At 70.2% G+C, this 18,599-nt stretch carries 22 protein-coding genes and 2 tRNA genes; 12 read left to right on the top strand and 12 right to left on the bottom strand.

Going from position 1 to position 18,599, the window contains the following annotated elements:
- Positions 1–27 precede the first annotated feature (27 nt).
- Positions 28–435: a DUF5790 family protein gene (locus NL112_RS04385; protein WP_255151415.1), complete on the top strand. Its 408-nt coding sequence runs from the start codon at positions 28–30 to the stop codon at positions 433–435.
- 2 nt (positions 436–437) lie between these two features.
- Here NL112_RS04385 and NL112_RS04380 read toward each other — a convergent pair whose 3' ends face one another.
- Together NL112_RS04380 and NL112_RS04375 are read right to left on the bottom strand one after the other, a co-directional pair.
- Positions 438–1,646 (bottom strand): MFS transporter, encoded by a 1,209-nt coding sequence (locus NL112_RS04380; protein ID WP_255151414.1) that lies wholly within the window; start codon positions 1,644–1,646, stop codon positions 438–440.
- Between the two features lie 112 nt (positions 1,647–1,758).
- Positions 1,759–2,487, bottom strand: a complete 729-nt coding sequence (locus NL112_RS04375; protein WP_255151413.1) for a creatininase family protein — start codon at positions 2,485–2,487, stop codon at positions 1,759–1,761.
- Between the two features lie 203 nt (positions 2,488–2,690).
- Between NL112_RS04375 and NL112_RS04370 the strand changes: the two genes are divergently transcribed.
- Positions 2,691–3,137 carry a pyridoxamine 5'-phosphate oxidase family protein gene (locus NL112_RS04370; protein ID WP_255151412.1) on the top strand — a complete coding sequence of 149 codons (447 nt, stop codon included), beginning with the start codon at positions 2,691–2,693 and terminating at the stop codon, positions 3,135–3,137.
- Here the strand turns inward: NL112_RS04370 and NL112_RS04365 are convergent.
- Together NL112_RS04365 and NL112_RS04360 are read right to left on the bottom strand one after the other, a co-directional pair.
- Positions 3,134–5,059 carry an ABC transporter ATP-binding protein gene (locus NL112_RS04365; RefSeq protein ID WP_255151411.1) on the bottom strand — a complete coding sequence of 642 codons (1,926 nt, stop codon included), beginning with the start codon at positions 5,057–5,059 and terminating at the stop codon, positions 3,134–3,136. The two genes, NL112_RS04370 and NL112_RS04365, sit on opposite strands and share 4 nt — an antisense overlap.
- 95 nt (positions 5,060–5,154) lie before the next feature.
- Positions 5,155–5,718, bottom strand: coding sequence for a DUF192 domain-containing protein (locus NL112_RS04360; protein ID WP_255151410.1), 564 nt, complete (start codon positions 5,716–5,718; stop codon positions 5,155–5,157).
- Between the two features lie 83 nt (positions 5,719–5,801).
- Here NL112_RS04360 and NL112_RS04355 point away from each other — a divergent pair.
- Positions 5,802–5,873: transfer RNA gene (locus tag NL112_RS04355), tRNA-Val, on the top strand.
- Between the two features lie 82 nt (positions 5,874–5,955).
- On the opposite strand, the gene NL112_RS04350 is transcribed toward NL112_RS04355, so the two are convergent.
- Positions 5,956–6,120 carry a hypothetical protein gene (locus NL112_RS04350; protein WP_255151409.1) on the bottom strand — a complete coding sequence of 55 codons (165 nt, stop codon included), beginning with the start codon at positions 6,118–6,120 and terminating at the stop codon, positions 5,956–5,958.
- Between the two features lie 91 nt (positions 6,121–6,211).
- Here NL112_RS04350 and NL112_RS04345 point away from each other — a divergent pair.
- The 5 genes from NL112_RS04345 to NL112_RS04325 all read left to right on the top strand — a co-directional run bounded on the left by NL112_RS04345 (position 6,212) and on the right by NL112_RS04325 (position 7,608).
- Positions 6,212–6,285 (top strand) — tRNA-Phe (locus tag NL112_RS04345).
- Between the two features lie 114 nt (positions 6,286–6,399).
- Positions 6,400–6,804: a DoxX family protein gene (locus tag NL112_RS04340; protein ID WP_255151408.1), complete on the top strand. Its 405-nt coding sequence runs from the start codon at positions 6,400–6,402 to the stop codon at positions 6,802–6,804.
- 91 nt (positions 6,805–6,895) lie between these two features.
- The gene (locus tag NL112_RS04335) at positions 6,896–7,069 is read left to right on the top strand and encodes a hypothetical protein (RefSeq protein WP_255151407.1); all 174 of its coding nucleotides are present in this window, start codon (positions 6,896–6,898) and stop codon (positions 7,067–7,069) included.
- 39 nt (positions 7,070–7,108) lie between these two features.
- A complete protein-coding gene (locus tag NL112_RS04330) occupies positions 7,109–7,234 on the top strand; it encodes a hypothetical protein (RefSeq protein WP_255151406.1) in 126 nt (41 codons plus the stop codon).
- Between the two features lie 101 nt (positions 7,235–7,335).
- Positions 7,336–7,608 carry a hypothetical protein gene (locus tag NL112_RS04325; RefSeq protein WP_255151405.1) on the top strand — a complete coding sequence of 91 codons (273 nt, stop codon included), beginning with the start codon at positions 7,336–7,338 and terminating at the stop codon, positions 7,606–7,608.
- Between the two features lie 3 nt (positions 7,609–7,611).
- On the opposite strand, the gene NL112_RS04320 is transcribed toward NL112_RS04325, so the two are convergent.
- The 5 genes from NL112_RS04320 to mutS form a co-directional block, all read right to left on the bottom strand.
- On the bottom strand, positions 7,612–8,121 hold the full coding sequence (locus NL112_RS04320) for a hypothetical protein (RefSeq protein WP_255151404.1): 510 nt from the start codon (positions 8,119–8,121) through the stop codon (positions 7,612–7,614).
- Positions 8,122–8,236: 115 nt separating this feature from the next.
- Positions 8,237–8,974 (bottom strand): DUF429 domain-containing protein, encoded by a 738-nt coding sequence (locus tag NL112_RS04315; protein WP_255151403.1) that lies wholly within the window; start codon positions 8,972–8,974, stop codon positions 8,237–8,239.
- A 52-nt stretch (positions 8,975–9,026) separates the two neighbouring features.
- On the bottom strand, positions 9,027–11,042 hold the full coding sequence (gene mutL, locus NL112_RS04310; RefSeq protein ID WP_255151402.1) for a DNA mismatch repair endonuclease MutL: 2,016 nt from the start codon (positions 11,040–11,042) through the stop codon (positions 9,027–9,029).
- Positions 11,043–11,127: 85 nt separating this feature from the next.
- The gene (locus tag NL112_RS04305) at positions 11,128–11,994 is read right to left on the bottom strand and encodes a helix-hairpin-helix domain-containing protein (protein ID WP_255151401.1); all 867 of its coding nucleotides are present in this window, start codon (positions 11,992–11,994) and stop codon (positions 11,128–11,130) included.
- Positions 11,995–12,105: 111 nt separating this feature from the next.
- On the bottom strand, positions 12,106–14,754 hold the full coding sequence (gene mutS, locus NL112_RS04300; protein WP_255151400.1) for a DNA mismatch repair protein MutS: 2,649 nt from the start codon (positions 14,752–14,754) through the stop codon (positions 12,106–12,108).
- Positions 14,755–14,858: 104 nt separating this feature from the next.
- On the opposite strand from mutS, the gene NL112_RS04295 reads away from it, so the two are divergent.
- The 4 genes from NL112_RS04295 to NL112_RS04280 all read left to right on the top strand — a co-directional run bounded on the left by NL112_RS04295 (position 14,859) and on the right by NL112_RS04280 (position 17,301).
- Positions 14,859–15,359, top strand: coding sequence for a hypothetical protein (locus tag NL112_RS04295; protein WP_255151399.1), 501 nt, complete (start codon positions 14,859–14,861; stop codon positions 15,357–15,359).
- Positions 15,360–15,386: 27 nt separating this feature from the next.
- Entirely contained in the window at positions 15,387–16,184 is a 798-nt protein-coding gene (locus NL112_RS04290; protein ID WP_255151398.1) for a YqcI/YcgG family protein, read from the top strand.
- 86 nt (positions 16,185–16,270) lie between these two features.
- Complete coding sequence (locus NL112_RS04285) at positions 16,271–17,071, top strand: M48 family metallopeptidase (RefSeq protein WP_434084202.1); 801 nt, start codon at positions 16,271–16,273, stop codon at positions 17,069–17,071.
- Entirely contained in the window at positions 17,071–17,301 is a 231-nt protein-coding gene (locus NL112_RS04280) for a hypothetical protein (RefSeq protein ID WP_255151396.1), read from the top strand. Before NL112_RS04285 ends, NL112_RS04280 begins: the two co-directional genes overlap by 1 nt.
- 1 nt (position 17,302) lies before the next feature.
- On the opposite strand, the gene NL112_RS04275 is transcribed toward NL112_RS04280, so the two are convergent.
- Together NL112_RS04275 and NL112_RS04270 are read right to left on the bottom strand one after the other, a co-directional pair.
- Positions 17,303–17,749, bottom strand: a complete 447-nt coding sequence (locus NL112_RS04275; RefSeq protein ID WP_255151395.1) for a DUF8108 domain-containing protein — start codon at positions 17,747–17,749, stop codon at positions 17,303–17,305.
- A gap of 38 nt (positions 17,750–17,787) precedes the next feature.
- Positions 17,788–18,555, bottom strand: a complete 768-nt coding sequence (locus NL112_RS04270; protein WP_255151394.1) for an SDR family NAD(P)-dependent oxidoreductase — start codon at positions 18,553–18,555, stop codon at positions 17,788–17,790.
- Positions 18,556–18,599 lie beyond the last annotated feature (44 nt).

Here is an 18,599-nt window from a genome sequence, read left to right as displayed (position 1 = left end):
ATAGTGTCGGCAGTCGAACCCGCCGGTATGAGTCAGTCGACGTTCGACGACGACGAACTGTTCGGCGAGGCGGCCGACGAGATGCGCGCGACGGTCGAGGAGGCGCTGGCTGAGGCGCGCGCGGAACTGCCCGAGTCGGACGACATCTGGGCGGTCGACGCGGACAACACGCTGGGCGTGCTCAACGCCCTGAAGGGCGCGCTCGACACCGGCGACGCCGCCGACAGCCTCCGCGAGGCGAAAAAGCAGTTCGTGATGGGCGAGCGCGCCGACGCGTTCGACGACGCCGACGACCTCGAAGCCGAAATCGAGGAACTCGAAGACCTGCTCGGCGACATCGAGAACGCCCACGAGGAGGCGGCAGAACTGGCCTCGACGATTCCGGAACTCCGCGGCGCGCTTGACGACGCCCACGCGGACGAGGACGACGAGTAGCTTCACCACGTCTCCCTGCTCGCGCTCGTCATCCGTCGCCGTCCCGTCACCGCGAACGCGACCAGCGCCGCCGCGCCGGCGGCGACGCCGCCCGCCAGTAGCAACGGTCGGTAGCCGGTGGTCAGCGCCACGCCGGCGAACAGCACCGGCCCGAGTGCTCGCCCGAGGAACGTCGTGCTGTTGCGAAGCGAGAGCGCGCCGGCCCGGAACCGGCCGGCGACGCGCTCGCTCATCTCCGCGTCGACCGACGGCATCGATAGCCCCAGTCCGGCCCCGACGACGGCCATCCCTGCGGCCACCGTCGCGGCCGTCGGTGCGAGCCACGCGGCCGCGAGACCGACAGCATAACAGGCGAACCCTGCCGCGACGAGGCGGCCGTTCGACATCCGCCGGGCGAACCGACCGTTGAGCGAGGCGACGACCACTGCCACGGCCTCCGTGACGGTGATGACGAGACCGACCGCCACGGGACCGAGGCCGAACTCCGCAGGCAGAAGGAAGGGGAGCGTGGTCAACACCGCGCCGAACAGCAGGAGTTCCGTCAGGAACGCCGCGGCGTACAGCCCCAGCGTGGCCGGCGTCGCCACTGTACGGGCGGCCCCACGGAGATAGCCGACGGTCCGCGGCGGCCGCTCGCGGGTCGGTTCCTCCAGCAGGGCGGCGGCGACAACCGCCAGCGGCACCGCCAGCAGGTACGTCAGGAACGGGACGTTCCACGAAACGGTGGCGAGCGCTCCCCCGACGACGGGGAACAGCGCCGCGCCGGCCGACAGGACGGCGATGTTGACGCCGAGGACGGCGTTTCGCTGGACACCCTCGAACGCGTCGCCGATGACCGTGACGGTGGTGACGAAGATGCCGGCCGCGGCCGTCCCCGCGATGGCTCGAAGCACGAGGACGACCCAGAACGCGGGGGCGAACGCCGTCGCGCCGCCCGCCACCCCGAACAGCGCGAGGGAGCCGACGAGCACGCGCTTGCGGCCGAGTCGGTCCGCAAGCACGCCGATGAACGGCGAGACGACGATTCCCACGAGGAAGTAGGCGCTGACGAGCAGGCTGGCCCGCGCGTCGGTCACGCCGAAGGCGTCGCGAACGACCGGGAGCGCGGGCGCGACGAGCGGCACGCCCAGCGGCGCGAGCGCGGTGCTGGCGAGCACGACCTGTACGGTTCGCGAGCGCCACGGCACACCCCCCTGACTCGTGGCCGCCATCTCACCTCGCGGGATGGACGACGCTCGGTCGCGCGCGACGCCGGCCGAGATATGCGGGGTGCATATCCGCAGTGTCAACGTTCTCCGGTAAAACGATACCCCGGGACGAGAGCTACTGGTCGCCGTCGAGCGCCCGGGCGGCGACGGCATCGAGCACCTCGACGCAGGCGTCGACCGACGCCGCCAGCAGACGCTCGCCCTCTTCCTCGGTGGCGGGCGTCGGGTCCTCGAGATTGCCCGACTCGGAGAACTCGTCGAAGTCGAACGCGAGATTCGCGCCGCCGGCCCAGTCGCCGAAGCCGTCGCCGGCCCCCTCGGCGGCCTCCGGGTAGCGGTCCTCGCGTATCAACTCCGGGTCGATGGCGAGCATCATCGACGTCTCGACGGGGCCGCCGTGACCCAACTCGAGGTCGGACTCGACGGCGTCGAACCAGGTGAACGGCACCGCGTAGCAGTCGCCGTCGCGGCTGACGCGGGCGCAGATTTCGAACAGCGCCCCCGTGTTGCCGCCGTGGCCGTTGACGACGACGATGCGGTCGAAGCCGTGGTGGGCCAGCGAGCGGAGCACGTCCCCGACGTACGCGCGAAAGGAGTCCTCGGTGACCCACAGCGTCCCGTCGAACGCGCGGTGCTCCTCGGCGACGCCGACCGGGATTGGCGGGGCGACGACCACCTCGTCGTCGTACGCTTCGGCCGCCGCCTCCGCGATGGCGGCGGCGCTCATGAAGTCGACGCCGAGCGGCGCGTGGGGGCCGTGCTGTTCGGTGCTGCCGACGGGAAGCAGGGCAAGGTCGGTGTCGGCGTCCCGGGCGTCGGTCCAGGAGTGCTCGGCGAGGTTCATGCTCACCGCTCGCGCCCCCGACAGCAAGTAGCCGGCGGTCCGGATGGCTGACAGGCGACCCTCGCGGTCGGCGGGACGGTGGGTCGCGCTCCGGCCTGGTTCGCCCCGCCGCGGCGGCTACGTCACGCGCCCGGTGGGCGCGTCCCGGTACTTGAACCCTCGCCCGAGGTGGGAGTTGAATAGCTACGCGTCCTACGTTCGGTATGGACATCGAGAACGTCCAGTATGCGGACACCCGGGGGCTGAGCGACCGAGAGGTCGGCGACCTGCTGGCGGCCCACCACGTCGGCGTGCTCGCGCTGGCCGACGACGGGAGCGCGTACGCGGTGCCGGTCGACTACCACTACGACGGCGAGTCGCTGATTCTGCGGCTGAGCGACGACGGCGAGAGCCGGAAGCTCGCGTACGTCGAGGCGACGACCGACCCCCAGTTCCTCGTGTACGGCCACGGCGGCGACTACGAGTCGTGGAGCGTCCTCGTCCGCGGCGAAATCGAGGAACTGGACCCCGACGCCGAGGGCATCGACGCCGCGACGGTCAACGACTGGTTCGGCCCGGTCCGTGTGTTCGACGAGACGGTGCCGGACCTCGAACTCCGGCTGTTTCGGCTCGTCCCGGAGTCGATGGTCGGGCGGGCGACGCTCGATTAGTCGTCGTCGGACTCGACGCGGCGGGCGTCCCGCTCCTGGGCGCGCTCGACGAACTCGTCGGGGAGTTCGTCTATCTCGCCTGCCTGTACGCCCCAGAGGTGCGCGTACAGCCCGTCCGAGTCGATGAGCTCCTCGTGGCTCCCCCGCTCGACGATGCGGCCGTCCTCGAGGACGACGATGTTGTCGGCGTCCTTGATGGTCGAGAGGCGGTGGGCGATGGCGAACGTCGTCCGGTCCTCGGTGAGGCGGTCGAGCGACCGCTGGATGAGCATCTCCGTCTCGGTGTCCACGTCGCTGGTCGCCTCGTCGAGCACGAGGATTTCGGGGTCTTTCAGGATGGCGCGGGCGATGGAGATGCGCTGGCGCTGGCCGCCGGAGAGCTTCACGCCCCGCTCGCCGACCTCGGTGTCGTAGCCGTCCGGGAGGTTCGTGATGAAGTCGTGGGCCTCCGCGGCTTTGGCGGCCTCGACCACGTTCTCGCGGTCGGCGTCGAACGTGCCGTAGGTGATGTTCTCGGCGACAGTGCCGTAGAACAGGAACGTGTCCTGTGAGACGTAGCCGACCTGCCGGCGCAGGGAGGGGATGGTCACGTCACGGAGGTCCTGGTCGTCGATGCTGATGGCGCCCTCGTCGACGTCGTACATCCGCAACAGGAGTTTGAGGACGGTCGACTTGCCCGCGCCGGTCGGCCCCACCAGGGCGAGCGTCTCGCCGCCCTCGACCTCGAAGGAAACGTCCTCGATGATGGTCTCCGTCTCGTCGTAGCCGAACGTCACGTCGTCGTAGACGACGTGGCCGTCTTCGACGACGAGTTCGTCGGCGTTGGGGTCCTCCTCGATGCGCGAGGGCTCGTCCATCAGCCCGAAGATGCGCGCGGCCGAGGCGTAGGCGCGCTGGTACATGTTGATTATCTGTCCGAACTGCGCCATCGGCCAGATGAACCGCTGGCCGAGCAGGATGAAGGTGACGAACTCCCCTTCGTCGAGCGTGCCGGACAGCGGGCCGAGCGGCTGGCCGAGCACCCACAGACCGCCGATGAGGAACGTGAGCACGAAGCCGACGCCGGCCAGCACCCGGAGACCGGGGAAGAACTTGATGCGCGTGCCGATGGCGTCCCAGTTGGCGTCGAAGTAGTCCTGTGAGACGTCGTCGACCCGTTCGGACTCGAAGCTCTCGGTGTTCGACGTCTTGATGACCTGGATGCCGCCGAGGTTGTTTTCCAGCCGGGAGTTCACCTGTCCGACCGAGGAGCGGACCTCCGCGTACTTCGGCTGGATCGTCTGGACGAACTTGTACGTGAACAGCGCCAGCAACGGGACGATGAGCAGCGTGACGAGTGCGAGTTGCCAGTTGATCCACAGCAGGACGCCGGCGATGCCGACGACCATCACACCCAGCCGGAACGCGGAGTTCATGCCGTCGTTGAGGAACCGCTCCAGCCGGTTCACGTCGTTCGAGAGGATGGACATCATCTCGCCGGTCTGTTTGTCGGCGAAGAAGTCCATGTTCAGCCGCTGCATCTTGTCGTACGTGTCCGTCCGGATGTCGTGCTGGATGTGCTGGGCGAAGGAGTTCCACCCCCAGTTGCGGGTGTAGTGGAACGCGGCCCCGCCGAAGAACGCGAAGGCGATGATGCCGATGGTGAGCCACAGTTGGCCCGTATTCGTCGCCGGGATCCAGGCGTCGGGAACGAACAGCAGCGTGTACGCCTTGTTGTCGAAGAAGATGGCGTCCACGGCCAGTCCGAGGAGGACGGGCGGGATCAGGTCGAGCACCCGGGCGACCACGCTGGAGACGACGCCGACCACGAACGCCACCGTGTTCTCCGCGCCGTACTCGGCGAACAGCCGCCGCATCGGGTTCTCGGCCTGCTCCCGCTGCTCCTCGAACGGGTCGTCCTCGTCGGCCGTCGCTACGTCCATTTACAGGCTGTTCGGGACTGCCCCGGAAAAGGGTTCGCTGAACGGGGTTTCAGTAAGGTGGCTGATAGAGGTTCGCTACCGACCCGCACGCGGCGTCAGCCGGCGGCGTCGTAGCCGGCGACGTACACCTTGTCGCCCTCGGTGACGTTGTGTCGGGTCGTCCACTCGTAGTTCACCTCGAGCACGTACTGGCCGTAGCCGGGGTACTTGTACTGCTCGCCGTCGGCGCCCTCGGGCGGTTCCTCGGCGTGGTGGATGCGGGTGATGGTGCCGTCGGCGTCGACGTAGACGATGTCGATGCCGAAATCCATCCCGCGCATGACGTAGGTGTGGTTGCCGGGTTCGTCGTACGGGAACAGCATCCCCCGATTTTCGGGGAGCGAGTCGGTCTTCGACAGGCCCGTGTACTTCTCGCGCCACGTCTGTGCGAGCGCGACTCGGACCTCCCCGAGGGTGGCGTTCGTCTCCGCGTCGACGACGGTGACGGTGGTGTGGTTGTAGTCGGGGTGCGGGGAGGTGGCAGTGGCGTTCGGCCCCGTCGGCGTCGTGGGGTCGTACCCGTCGGTCGTCAGCAGGGGGTCGAGCGCCCCCGCGGACAGCGCCACGAACAGGAGCGCGACCCCGGCGACGGCGAGCGGGACGACGACCCGACGGTCCATACCGGCTAAGGGACGGCGACGTGGGTAAGCGTTCCGTCCCGGAACGTAAGGGCTATTCCGGCGGCCCGTCTGAATCGGGATGCGGGCTCGTGGTCTAGTGGTATGACGCTTCCCTTACAAGGAAGAGGTCGGCGGTTCAATTCCGCCCGGGCCCACTTCTGTGCGCCGAGCAACCGCGAGGAGCCGGTCGCGTCGCCGACCACGGCGGCGGTCCGTGACCGTTTCCCGTGGTCGTTCTCAGTCCAGTCGCGTGTAGAGGTACGCGCCGATGGGGACCGTTCCCGCGAGACCGAGTAGCATCGGCGTGTAGCCGGTCGGGTCCGGCGACAGCAGGAAGGCGAGCGCGAACGCGGCCGGGAGCGCGAGCAGGAGGGCGGCGACGGCACGGACTGGCGGGCGCATGCCGTCGCCCACACGACGGCGGGAGAAATAGCCGACGGTGCGGTGCCTTTCGAAACCCTTTTTTCCCGTATCGCCGTCGGTTCTCGTGCGCGCCGCCTTAGCTCAGACTGGGAGAGCACTCGACTGAAGATCGAGCTGTCCCCGGTTCAAATCCGGGAGGCGGCATCCCGATTCTCCGCGATTCCCGTTCGGCCAGCACCCACGCTCGGCCGTGTCGTGCATCCACACCTGCGAGCCGCGGGACAACCCTCTTGCCGACCGCCTGCGACCGCCTACCGGATGCCAGCCGACACCGACGGCACGCTCGCTCGCCTCGAACGCCCGCTCCGCTACGTGATGGGCCTCGCGTACGTCGTCGCCGGCGTGCTCCACTTCCTCGCGCCGCGGGTCTACGAACGGACAGTCCCGCCCGAACTCCCCCGGCCACGTCTGCTGGTCTACCTCTCCGGGGTCGCCGAAATCGTCCTCGGCGTCGGCGTGCTGTTCGAGCGGACCCGCCGGCCCGCGGCGGCCGGTATCGTCGCCCTGCTGGTCGCCGTGTTCCCGGCGAACGTCAACATGGCAGTCCGCGACGTGGACCTCGAGTGGGTCGAGGACGTGCCCGACGTGGCGCTGTGGGCGCGGCTCCCGTTGCAGGGCGTGCTCGCGCTGTGGGCGTGGTGGCACGCGCAGACCGACCCGTGACGCCGTTCGCCTCTCGTCCTCGTCGTGCCGTCGTTCTCCCCTCGGGGTGACGACTCCGGGGCTTGAAACGCGTTGCATGTGACCAGTAGGCATGAGCCGGGCGTTCCCCGAGCGGGTCGCAGGCGTCGTCGACACCGACCGCGAGGCGTTCGCAGAGCGGGTGGCCCGCGAGGCCGAGACGCTGAAGGGGGAACTCGAGGTGGGGACGTTCGACAACACCCGTGCGCTCGTCGACGGGCCGTTCGCCGACTGGCTGGACGGCTGACCCCCCACGCCTAACCGTCAGGCGGACGACCCACCGACCATGAGAGCGTCGACGCTGGTGCTCGTGTTCGGTGCCGCACTGTTCCTGTTCCCGCTCCCCGGGACGTTCATCGCGGGAGCCCTGGTGTTGCTTGCCGGCGGCGCGGCCCGCTGGCTCGGTTCGTAGCCGGCCGTCGGCCGCCCGTCGGACGCACAGTTAAACGAGGGTGTATCGACCGGCGAAACGACCTTATACATATTTAGGCATGGGGCCTGATACCAAGCAGTATGCTCAGGCTGGTCGAACAAAGCGTGGAGAACGTCCAGTCCACCACGGCGGCGCTCATCGGGTTGGCGGCGGGACTGGAAGACCACGAACAGGATGCCGTGGAGGGGTTCCTGAAGAACCCCAACGGACGGAACGTGAACACGCTAGCGACGTACGCCTCGGTCGAACACGAGATGGTCGAGGAGACGTTCGACGCGATACCGGACGCCCTGGTCTGGAAAGAGGAGGGGAAGTGGCAACTCGTGTTGGCCGACCCCTCCGTCTCCTCCTGACCGTCAGTACGTCACGACGGCCGCGACGATGCCCACCGTCTGGCCGACGCCGCCGAGCACCAGCGCCCCCACGGTGAGCGTGCCGCCCGCCGCGGTTCCGACGACGACGCCCAGCGCCGCGACGGCCGACAGCGCGCCCCCAACTGTGTAGCTCCACGGCCGGTCACCGTCGGGCACCCGGCGGCCGGTGTCGACCAGCGCCACCGCCGGCAGGAGGAGCCACCCCGCCACGGCGACGACCGCCATCGTCTCGGCTCCGGTCGCGACGCCGTACGCGCCCGCGAGCGTCACGGGCACGCCGGCAACGACGACGCCGAGCCACGGCCGTAGCGCCGGGTCGCCGCGCATCTCCCGCCAGGACAGCGCCGCGAACGCCACGAGAAGCGCCGTCATCACGCCGTGACCGATGAGGACCGTCCGGGTCGAGAGCGCGCCGAGGTGGGCCGCGAGCGCGAACCCCCACGCCAGCGGGACGAGGCCGGCCGGAGCCGTCGCACGGACTGCTCTGAGCATATCCCGCCCTGCGCGTGGCCGGGAGAAAAATCCCCCTTGCCGGCGGGCCAGTGGTCGTCTCGCGTCGCCCCCGAGCGTGACCCAGGTCCGGGGCAACGGCGCGACTCCCGCGCGGTCACGTCAGCGGCGTCTCGCTCCGGTAACAGAGCCGCATCGGGAGGCCGGTCGCGTCGGTCGGCGGGTCCAGGGGGAGCGACCGGAGTTCCCCCGCCCCCGGACGAGCGGTGTAGCCGAGCGCCACCGCATCGAGCACGTCGTCGACGCGCACGTCGTGGCCGGCCATCGCCTCCGCGACGGACTGGACCGTCGGCGGCGCGTCGTGGTCGTACTCCGCGAGCGCGCGCATCCGCTCGGCGTAGCCGCCCGCGGTCCGCTTCGGGTGTTCCAGCGGCTCGCCGGCGAACGCTCGGAAGCAGAGCTCCGGGTGCGACTCGACGAACACGTCCCGGGACTCGGGCACCTCCTGGAGCAGTTCGTCCACCGCCGCGATGGCCGGGGTGACCTCGAACGCCCGCTCGGAGAGGTCGGCGTCGGCCTTCCGGTTCATCACGCGCTTTGCCGCCGGGTAGCGCCGCTTCAGCGTCGCCTCCCGGACCGGCGGCGTGAACACCGTCGAGGCGCGCGACCCGAGCACCTCGCGGGCGAGGCGGTCGGCCTCGCGAGTGGGGTCGCCCTCCTCGACGAGGCCGATGGGCACGTCGATACAGACCCGCCGTGCCCGGTCCTCGTAGTCGTACCAGAGGTCGCCGACCTCCTCGTAGACGGCCGCCTCCTCGAACGAGTCGGGGCCGAACGCGACGGCGACCCACCCGTCGGGGCTCCAGTCGGCCCCCACGTAGCGGGGTTCGTCCATACCGGCCGGTGGAGCCCCTCGATTAAAACCCCCGCGCCCTCGGGCGACGGCGTCAGCCGCCGTGGCCGGGGTAGTCGCGCTCGAACCGTTCCTCGAGTTCCGTGTGGCCGAGTTCGACGACGACCGGCCGCCCGTGCGGGCAGGCGTACGGGTTCTCGCAGTCGTCCAGCGCCGACAACAGGTCCGTCACCGTGCCTTCGGTGAGCGACTCGTTACCCGTTATCGACGGGTAGCACGCGAGGTCGCCCAGCAGGTCGTCGGCCGCCGCCTCCACCGTCCGGTCGGGGTCGCCGTCGGCGAAGTCGCCCAGCAGGTCACGCACCAATTCGGGGCCGGCGGCGTCGGCCAGAAGCGCCGGCACCGTCGTCACCCGGAGCGTGCGGTCGTCGACCAGCGTGGCGTGGAACCCCAACCGGGCGAGCGCGTCGCTTGCCGGCTCGGCCAGCGCCGCTTCCTTCGCAGTCAGCGACAGTTCGACCGGCTCCGCGAGCGCCTGCGTCGTCACGTCGTCGTCGAATCGCTCGCGCAGTCGCTCGTAGTTCACCCGCTCGTCGGCGGCGTGCTGGTCGACCAGCACCAGCCCCTCGTCGGTCTCGGCGACGACGTACGTGTCGTGTAGCTGTCCGAGCACGCGCATCGCGGGGAGCGTCTCGAACGACTGCTCGGCGGGGTCGGAGCCGTCGAACGTCGTCTGGGTCGGCGTCTCGCGGAACTTCCGGTCGGCGTCGACGCCCCCGTTTCGGGTCGAACCGGGTGTCTCATCGCCGTCGGGCGACCACGCGGCCCGGCCCACGTCGCCCGGCCCGTCGTCGCCCCGGTTGGAGCCAGCGTCGGTCGACGGCCCGGAACGGCCGTCGGTCCCCTCGTCGGCGGAGTTCCCGGCACGGTTTCCGGTTGCCCGCCCGTCGGCGCTCGCTCCCGGTGGCCGGTCCGTCCCGTCGCTCACGTCCTCGTCGCTCACGTCCTCGTCGCTCGCGTCGCCGTCGCTCCCCCCGCTCCGCTCGGGGGCGATTTCGGTCTGCTCGGCCTTCGACCGGCCCCGGGGTGCGGAGGTGCGAATCAGCCCCTCCGCGAGCAGGGCGGACTCGACGGCGTCGCGCACCTGCCGAGCCATGCCGTCCTCGTCGGCGAACCGAACCTCCAGTTTCCGGGGGTGGACGTTCACGTCGACGGTTGCGGGGTCCACCTCGACGTCGAGGACGGCGAACGGGTAGCGGTCGCTCGCTAGCTGGCGGCCGTACGCCTCGACGACGGCGTCGCGGACCGCGGTGGCGGTCACCCACCGGCCGTTGACGAACACGTTGACGTACTCGCGGGTCGCGCGGTTCGTCTCCGGGTGGCTGACCAGCCCGGAGACGCCGTCGAGCGGCCCCTCCTCGTCGGTCCCCTCGACGGGAACCATGTTCGCGGCCACCTCGCGGCCGTACACCGACATGACCGCCGAGCGGCGGTCGCCCCGGCCCTCGGTGGCGAACGTCTCCCGGCCGCCGTGGGTCAGCGAGACGGCCACCTCGGGGTTCGCCAGCGCGTACCCCGAGACGACGCTGTTGACGTGGGAGAACTCCGTCGAGTCGGCCTTCAGGTACTTGCGGCGCGCGGGGACGTTGTGGAACAGGTCCGCCACCTCGACGGTCGTCCCCTCGGGACAGCCGACCGTCGAGACGTCGACTACCTCGCCGCCCTCCACCCGGAGTTCGGTGCCGCGGTCGGCCCCCTGCTCGCGGGTCCGCAGGGTGAGCGTCGAGACGGCGGCGATGGCGTGGAGCGCCTCGCCGCGGAAGCCGAGCGTCCCGACGCCGGACTCCAGGTCGTCGATGTCACCTATCTTCGAGGTGGTGTGCTCCTGGACGGCTAGTCGGGCGTCCGACTCGCTCATGCCGTGGCCGTCGTCGCTGACGACGACCCGGTCGGTGCCGCCGGCCTCGACGGTCACGTCGACCCGCGAGGCGCCGGCGTCGATGCTGTTCTCGACGAGTTCCTTCACGACGGATGCGGGCCGCTCGACCACCTCGCCGGCGGCGATGCGGTCGACGGTCGACTGGTCGAGCGGGCGGATGTCGGGGGCCACGGCGCGTTCGGCTCTCACGAGGGTCGAGGCGCCTATCAATTCACCGTTGCGTACCGGCGACGGGCCGCAGAAACGTGACGTCGGGTTACGCCTGATCCTGTGCGCGCTCGACCCACGTCGCCGCGCGGTTCTCGCTGACCTCGGCGACCTCGGCGACCTCGTCGGCGCTCGTGCGCGCGAGTTCGCTCTCCGAGGTGATGCCGGCGTCCGCCAGCCGGCTGGCGTACGTCGGGCCGATGCCCTCGAGGTCCGCGACGGCGGGCGACTCGCTGTCGCCGTCGAGGGCGTCCTCGGCGGCGTCGGTGGCGTCGTCGGCCGCGTCTTCGGCGGACTCCTTGGCGTCCTCTGCGGCGTCTTCGACGGACTCCTTGGCGTCCTCTGCGGCGTCTTCGACGGACTCTTTGGCGTCTTCGGCGGCGTCGGTGGCGTCGTCGGCCGCGTCTTCGACGGACTCTTTGGCGTCTTCGGCGGCGTCGGTGGCGTCGTCAGCGGCGTCCTCGACGGAGTCGGCCGCGTCCGCTGCCGTCTCCTCGGCCGCGTCGATGACGTCGCCCGCTTCGTCGGTAGCCTCCTCGGCGGCCTCTTCCGCCGTTTCGGTGGCCTCGCTGGCGCGCTCGCGAACGTCCTCGCGGACGTCGCGGACCCGCTCGAGTTGCCGTTCGAGCGCGTCGAAGTACTGCTCGGTCACCTCTTCGGTGCTGTCGACGCCGCTCTCGGCGGTGTCCTGGACGCTCTCCAGGAGGTCGACCTGCTGTTCGTTCAGCCGGTCGAACACGTCGTCGATGCGCTCCTCGCCGTCGTCGGCGGGCGCCGCGCCCGCGACGGTCTGTAGGGAGCGACGGGTGAACTCGAGGCCCTGTTCGTTGAGCGTGCGTTGCGTCTCGATGGTGCCCTCGATGAGCGTCCGCTGGGTGCGGAACAGCGGACCGAGGGGGCTGGAAGATTCGCTCATACTGTGTTCCTCCGTACGACGTATTCGCACTGGAGACGGTTGGTAGGTTCTCCGGTGTTTGCAGGCTGGTTCAAGTGCGCGTGCGACCGGCTGACACGCCGCGTCACGGGCTCACTCGCCGTCGAGCCGCCGTTGCCACTCCTGAACTTTCGCCATCAGTTCCACGGGGGGTGTCTCGTTCACGTCCGCGCCGCGCAGTTCCTCCAGCACCGACTTCCTCGCCGGGTCGAGGGGGTCGCCCTCCCCCCCGCCGACGTCGCTCTCCCCCCCGTCGGCGTTCGCCTCGCCGCGGAACCCCCCGCTCCCGAGGTCGAACACCGCCTGCACCGTCTCGCCCGACGACGACCCCTTCGCCTCGATGGCCTTCTCGCGGCGCAGGCGGTCCAGCACGTCGCGGGCGCGGTCCACGACCGGTTCGGGCACGCCCGCGAGGTCCGCGACGTGGACGCCGTACGAGCGGTCCGTGGGCCCCTCCTCGACGGTCCGGAGGAACGTCACGTCCCCGTCTTCCTCCTCTGCGGCGACGTGGACGTTCGCCACCCGGTCGAGGTGGTCCGCCAGCCCCGTCAGTTCGTGGTAGTGGGTCGCGAACAGCGTCTTCGCGCGCACCTCGTTGTGCAGGTACTCGGTGGCGGCCCACGCGATGGAGATGCCGTCGTAGGTGGCCGTCCCGCGCCCCACCTCGTCGAGGATGACGAGCGACTCCTCGGTGGCGGAGTGGAGGATGTTCGACAGCTCCTGCATCTCCACCATGAACGTCGAGCGGCCCTGTGCGAGTTCGTCGAGCGCGCCCACTCTCGTGAAGACGCCGTCGACGAGGCCGACCCGCGCGCTGTCGGCGGGGACGAAACTCCCGACCTGCGCGAGCAGGGTGACGAGGGCGGCCTGTCGCATGTACGTCGACTTCCCGCTCATGTTCGGGCCGGTCACCACGAGGAAGCGGCGCTCGCGGTCCAGATGCAGGTCGTTCGGCACGAACTCGACGCTCTGCTCGACGACCGGGTGGCGGCCGGCCTCGACGTGGAGCACGTCGTCGTCGGTCAACTCCGGCCGGGTCCAGTCGTTGCGCACCGCGTGGGCCGCGAGCGCCGCGTACACGTCCAACTCCGCGAGTACGCGCCCGACGTCCTGCAGGAGTTGTGCCCGCTCGCCCACCTCGTCGCGCAACTCGCGGAAGATGTCGTACTCCAGGTCGCCGCGCCGCTCCTCCAGTCTGAGTATCTCCCGTTCCTTCTCCTCCAGTTCGGGGTGGACGTACCGCTCGCTGTTCTTCAGCGTCTTGATGCCCTCGTAGTGGTCGGGCACCGTCTCGGCCTCCGATTTCCCGACCTGGATGTAGTAGCCGTCCGTCTTGTTCCGGTCGACCGAGAGCCGCGAGATGCCGTGTTTCTCGGACTCTCGCTCGGCGAGCGTCTGTATCCACTCGACGGCCTCGTCGTGCGCCTCGACTAACTCCGCGAGTTCCTCGTCGTAGTCGGGGCGAATCAGTCCTCCCTCGGTGAGGGTCTTCGGGGGGTCCGCCGCGAGCGCCTCCCGGAGTTCCGCGTGGAGGTCACGGACGGCCTCGCGGTCGAGGTCGGCCAGCGCCTCGGCGACCGGCGAGTCGGCCAGTCGGGGGCTCGACTCGACGGCCTCCGCGAGGTCGGGCACCAGTCCGAGCGTGTCGCGGACCCGGAGCATGCCGGGCGCGTCGAGGCTCCCCGAAGCCGCCCGCGAGGCGAGCCGTTCAAGGTCGTAGGCACCCCCGAGCAACTCGCGGAGGCGCTCGCGGGTCATCGCGTCGGCCGACAGCGCGGTGACGGCGTCCTGTCGCGCCTCCAGTTCGCCACGGCGGCGGATGGGGCGGCCGAGCCACTCCTTCAGCAGGCGGCCGCCGGCACTGGTGGTCGTGTGGTCTATCGTGGAGAACAGCGAGACGCCCGCGTCGGTCATCGGCTCCGTGAGTTCGAGGTTGCGCTGGGTGGTGGCGTCGACGGAGACGTGGTCGTCGGCGCCGTAGCTCTGGAGCCGCGTCACGGAGGCGAGCGCCCCCACGCCCGTCTCCTCGACGTACGACAGCGCCGCGCCCGCCGCCCGAACCGCCTGCCCGGACTCGTCGAGGCCGACGCTGGCGGCCGTGTTCTCGCCGAACTGCTCGCGGACGGCGTGGCGTGCCCGGCCGGGCGCGAACGCCTCCGTCGCGTGCAGGGTGAGCGTGGCGTCGACCCGCTCGCGCACCCGGTCGAGGAACGCGTCGTCGCCCCGTAGCTCCGGCCCCGGCAGGAGTTCGGTCGGCGCGAACCGGTACAGTTCGGTGAGCGCGCGCGAGTCGGCGTCGGCACCCGACAGTTCCGTCACCCGGAACCGCCCGGTCGTGATGTCGACGAACGCGAGGCCGACCGCGCCGCCGTCGCGGACGGCCGCCGCGAGATACTGCGCGTCGTCGCCGGAGGGGTCGACGAGCGTGCCCGGCGTGACGACCCGCGAGACGCGCCGTTCGTGGCCGCCGTCGGTCTCGTGTTGGTCGGCGACGGCGACGCGGTAGCCGCGCTCGACGAGCGCCTTCAGGTACGGGGTGAGGTCGTCGACGGGGACGCCGGCCATCTCGTACGTCTCGCCGCCCGAGGAGCGCTCCGACACCTTCAGGTCGAGTTCCTCGCCGACGACGCGGGCGTCCTCGCCGAAGAACTCGTAGAAGTCGCCCATCTGCATCGCCAGCAGGTCGGCGTCGGTGTCGTCCTTGAGACCGACGTACTCCCCGACGATGCCCTCCGCAGTCATACTCCGGGCTGTGACGGTCGCGGGTAAAGAGATGTGGGATGTGCGTTGCGGCAATCCTGTCGGCCGCCCGCGACGTTTATCGTGTCAGCGCACCTACCGTGGGTATGGACGAACCGCTGACGGCCGCGTCGTGGCCGGAGGCCGTGACGCTGGTGCGTCAACTCGGCGCCGGCACGAAGGCGCGCGTCCCGAAGTCCGCTGGGTCGCCGCCCGACGACCTCCGATTGCGGCGGTCGAACGTGCCGTGGTCGGTCCACCGGGGCGCCGCCGCCGTCTACCGCGAGGACGTGCCCGGCGAGCATCTGCAGGTCCGCGAGTACGGCGACCACTGGCTGGTGGAACTCGACCGGCACAACCCCCACTACCGGCCGGCGCGCCACGTCGCCGTCGACACCCGCTCGTACACCGTGAACGCGCTGTCGAACCCGGTGTGGACGGCCATCGGCATCGCGCTGTTCACCCCGGTCCGGAGCCTCCAGTTCACCGAGGAGGTGGCGACGCTGGCCGTCGACGCGCCGAAGTCGCTCGTCGAGAGCGGGCTAGAGACGGCCCGGGATGGCCTCTCGCTTCTGACGCTCCGGCGCGGCTCCGAGAGCGCAAGCTAGTTAGTTTTCCGGGCCCCCGTTCCGGGCATGAACGAGCCGGGGCTGTCGGTCCTGATGGACCAGGAGACGTTCGCCCGGCGGGCCGAGTCGGCGCCGGGGTGGGTCCAGGACCACTGGGAGACGTTCGAGCAGGGGCTGACCGGCACCCGGGACGGCGAGCCGTTCCCCTGCTTCTTCGGTGCCGAGTCCGTCCGGGCGGGCGAACCGCTGTACACCGTCGTCCCCTCGCTGTCCTTGCGGGAGGACCTCCTCCAGTTGGGCGAGGTGCTCCGGGAGTATCTCGCGGTCCACGAGGACCACGGCGAGCGCGCGTCGCTGGTGACGTTCTTCAAGCCGCCCGAGCGCCCCTTCTCCGAGCGCGAGTGGCACGAGACGCTGTGGCACGTCCTGCAGTTCCTCCACCTCCACGACCCGGAGCCGTGGCCCGCCGACATCCCGACTGACCCCGACGACCCCGAGTGGGAATTCTCCTACGCCGGCGTGCCGATGTTCCCGACGTGTCGGGCGCCGTTCTACTCGAAGCGCGCTTCCCGCTACTGCCCGGTCGGCCTCGAAATCACGTTCCAGCCCCGGCGGCTGTTCGAGAACCTGAACGTCACCGCCGACCACCCGCAGGGCCAGCAGGCCCGCGAGATAATCCAGGAGCGACTGCGCGACTACGACGGCCACCCGCCGCATCCGCTGCTCGGCGACTGGGGCGTCGAGGGCGACCGCGAGTGGCACCAGTACATGCTCCCCGAAGACGAGCGGCAGGCGCCCGACGCCTGCCCGATGACGGTGACGCGAGACCACCTGAAGCCGGGGTTCGCGGCCGCTGACGACTGAAATCCGGCATCCGCTTCTCGGCCACCGAAGCTTAGTACCCCCGTCCGTTACGCCCGCCCATGCGACATCTCGGTCTGAAGGCACGAATGGCCGTCGTCGGCTCCATCCTGTTCGCGTTCTACGCCGTCGCGGCCGTCGTGTTGATGGGGATGTTCGGCACCGAGACGCTCCCGCTGATACTCGTCGGGAGCGTCCTGTTCGTCGGCGTCCAGTACAAAGTGGGCAAGTGGGCCGCGCTCCGGAGCGTCGGTGCCGAGGACATGCCCGAGGAGCGGTTCCCCCGCATCCACGAGCGAGTCGAGGAACTCTCCGCGGAGATGGGCATCGAGAAGCCCACGCTGAAGGTCGCGCGGATGGGCGTCCCCAACGCCTTCGCCGTCGGTCGGAAGGGTGCGGGCGTCGTCGTCGTCTCGGAGGAGCTGATGCGCCTGCTCGACGACGACGAACTCGACGGCGTGCTCGCACACGAACTCGCGCACATCCGCAACCGCGACGTGGTGATGATGGTGCTCGGGCAGGGCGTCGCCTCCATCGTCGCCATCGTCGCCCAGTGGGTCGTCCTCCTTACCGGGGACAACGAACTCGCGGACTTCTTCCTCGCCATCGTCGTCGGGCAGATAGTCCAGATGCTCGTGATGGTGTTCGTGCTGGCCATCTCCCGCTACCGGGAGTACGTCGCCGACAGCGACGCCCGCGAGGCCATCGGCGGCGGCGACCCGCTGGCCCGCGCGCTGGAGAAGATATCCAGCGGCAACGCCCGCGCGGACGAGTCGGCGGTCGACGAGCAGGTGAACGCGCTGTGCATCTTCGGTGACGGGTCGGGCATCGCACGACTGCTGTCGACGCACCCGCCGATGGAGAAGCGCGTCGAGCGCCTGCGGAACTGATGGACTATCGGACGCTCGCCGCGGCGGTGCTGGGCGTCGCGCTCGGCGCCCTGCTGGTCGCGTACCCCGAGGGCGTCGTCCGCGCGCAGATGGCCGGTCGGTTCCCCACCGACAGACGCGGCGAGTACGGCGAGGACGGCGACGGCCCCCGGTGGCTGACGACCGCGGTCCGGCTCGCGGGCGTCGCCTGTATCGCCGCGGGCGGCTACTTCGGGTGGACGCTCCTGTAGGTCACTCCGTCTCGCGGTCCCGCTCGGTCGCCTCCTCTGCGTCGGCGTCGGGCTCTCCCTCGCGGCAGTCCCCGCAGTAGACGTTCTCGCCCCACTCTAGCGTGCGTAGCGGGACGCCGAGCGCCACCTGCTGTTCGGCGTAGGTGCGCCGCTCGCCCGCCTCGATGGGGTCGCCACACACGTCACACCGGGCGCCCTCGTCGGCGTCGACGGGGTCACGGTCGACGCGCCGCTCGGTGCCGACCGCGGTGACGGGGTACGCCATCAGGTCCTGGAGGACGGCGAAGTAGACGAACAGCAGGGCGCCGAGCGCCAGCCCCACCTCCGTCTGGTACGGGTCGAGCGCGTTCAGTTCCGCGAGCATCGCGTACGCGACCAGTAGCCCGACGACCATCGCGTCGTCGAGGCGGCGGCGGAGCCGACCCGCAAGCGAGTCCGGCGGGGCCATGTCCGGGGTATCTCCGCCTCGGTTGATACGTCTTCGGCCTACGACGTCGAGAAGCCGCCGTCGACGGTCAGCCCCTCGCCCGTGATGTAGGAGGCCTCGTCGCTCGCCAGAAACAGGATGGCGTCGGCGATTTCCTCCGGCTGTGCGAGCCGTCCCAGCGGGTAGCGCTTCAGCATAATTTCCTTCGCGCGCTCGGGGTCGTCGCGCGTCTCGAAGAACTGCCGACCCAGCGGCGTGTCCGTGAAGGCCGGACAGACCGCGTTACAGCGGACGCCGTCCCGGCCGGCCTCGGCCGCCACCGCCCGCGTGAAGTTCAGCACCGCGCCCTTCGTCAGCGAGTAGACGGCCTGCTTCGGCAACCCGTAGTAGGAGGCCAGCGAGCCGACGTTGACGATGTTGCCCGACCCCTGCTCCTTCATGTGGGGCAGGGCGGCGTGACAGCCGTTCCAGACGCCGCGCACGTTCACGTCGAGCACGTAGTCGAACACGGTCATGTCCGTCTCCTCGACGTCGGCGGGCGGGTGGCCGACGCCGGCGTTGTTCACCACCACGTCCAGCCCGTACTCCTCGGCGGTGGCGTCGACGGCGGCGTGGAACGCCTCCGCGTCCGTCACGTCGAGTTCGGTGAACTCCGCGCCGCCGGCGTAGTCGCCGTCGGCGATGTCCGCGACGGTCGCCTCGCCGCCGTCGGGGTTGACGTCCGCCGCGACGACGAACGCGCCCTCCTCGGCACACCGCTTGGCGGTCGCCTCGCCGATACCCTGTCCCGCGCCGGTGACGAACACCGTTCGGTCTTCGAGTCGCATGACCGTACGTTCGATGCCGATTACTTAACTCCTCGCAGGCGATG

Origin of the sequence: Halorarius halobius, from assembly GCF_024298865.1 — an archaeon.
Taxonomy (GTDB): Archaea; Halobacteriota; Halobacteria; order Halobacteriales; family Haloarculaceae; genus Halorarius; species Halorarius halobius.
Note: the sequence above shows the minus strand (reverse complement) of the source record. Positions and strands in the feature narration are given on the sequence as shown.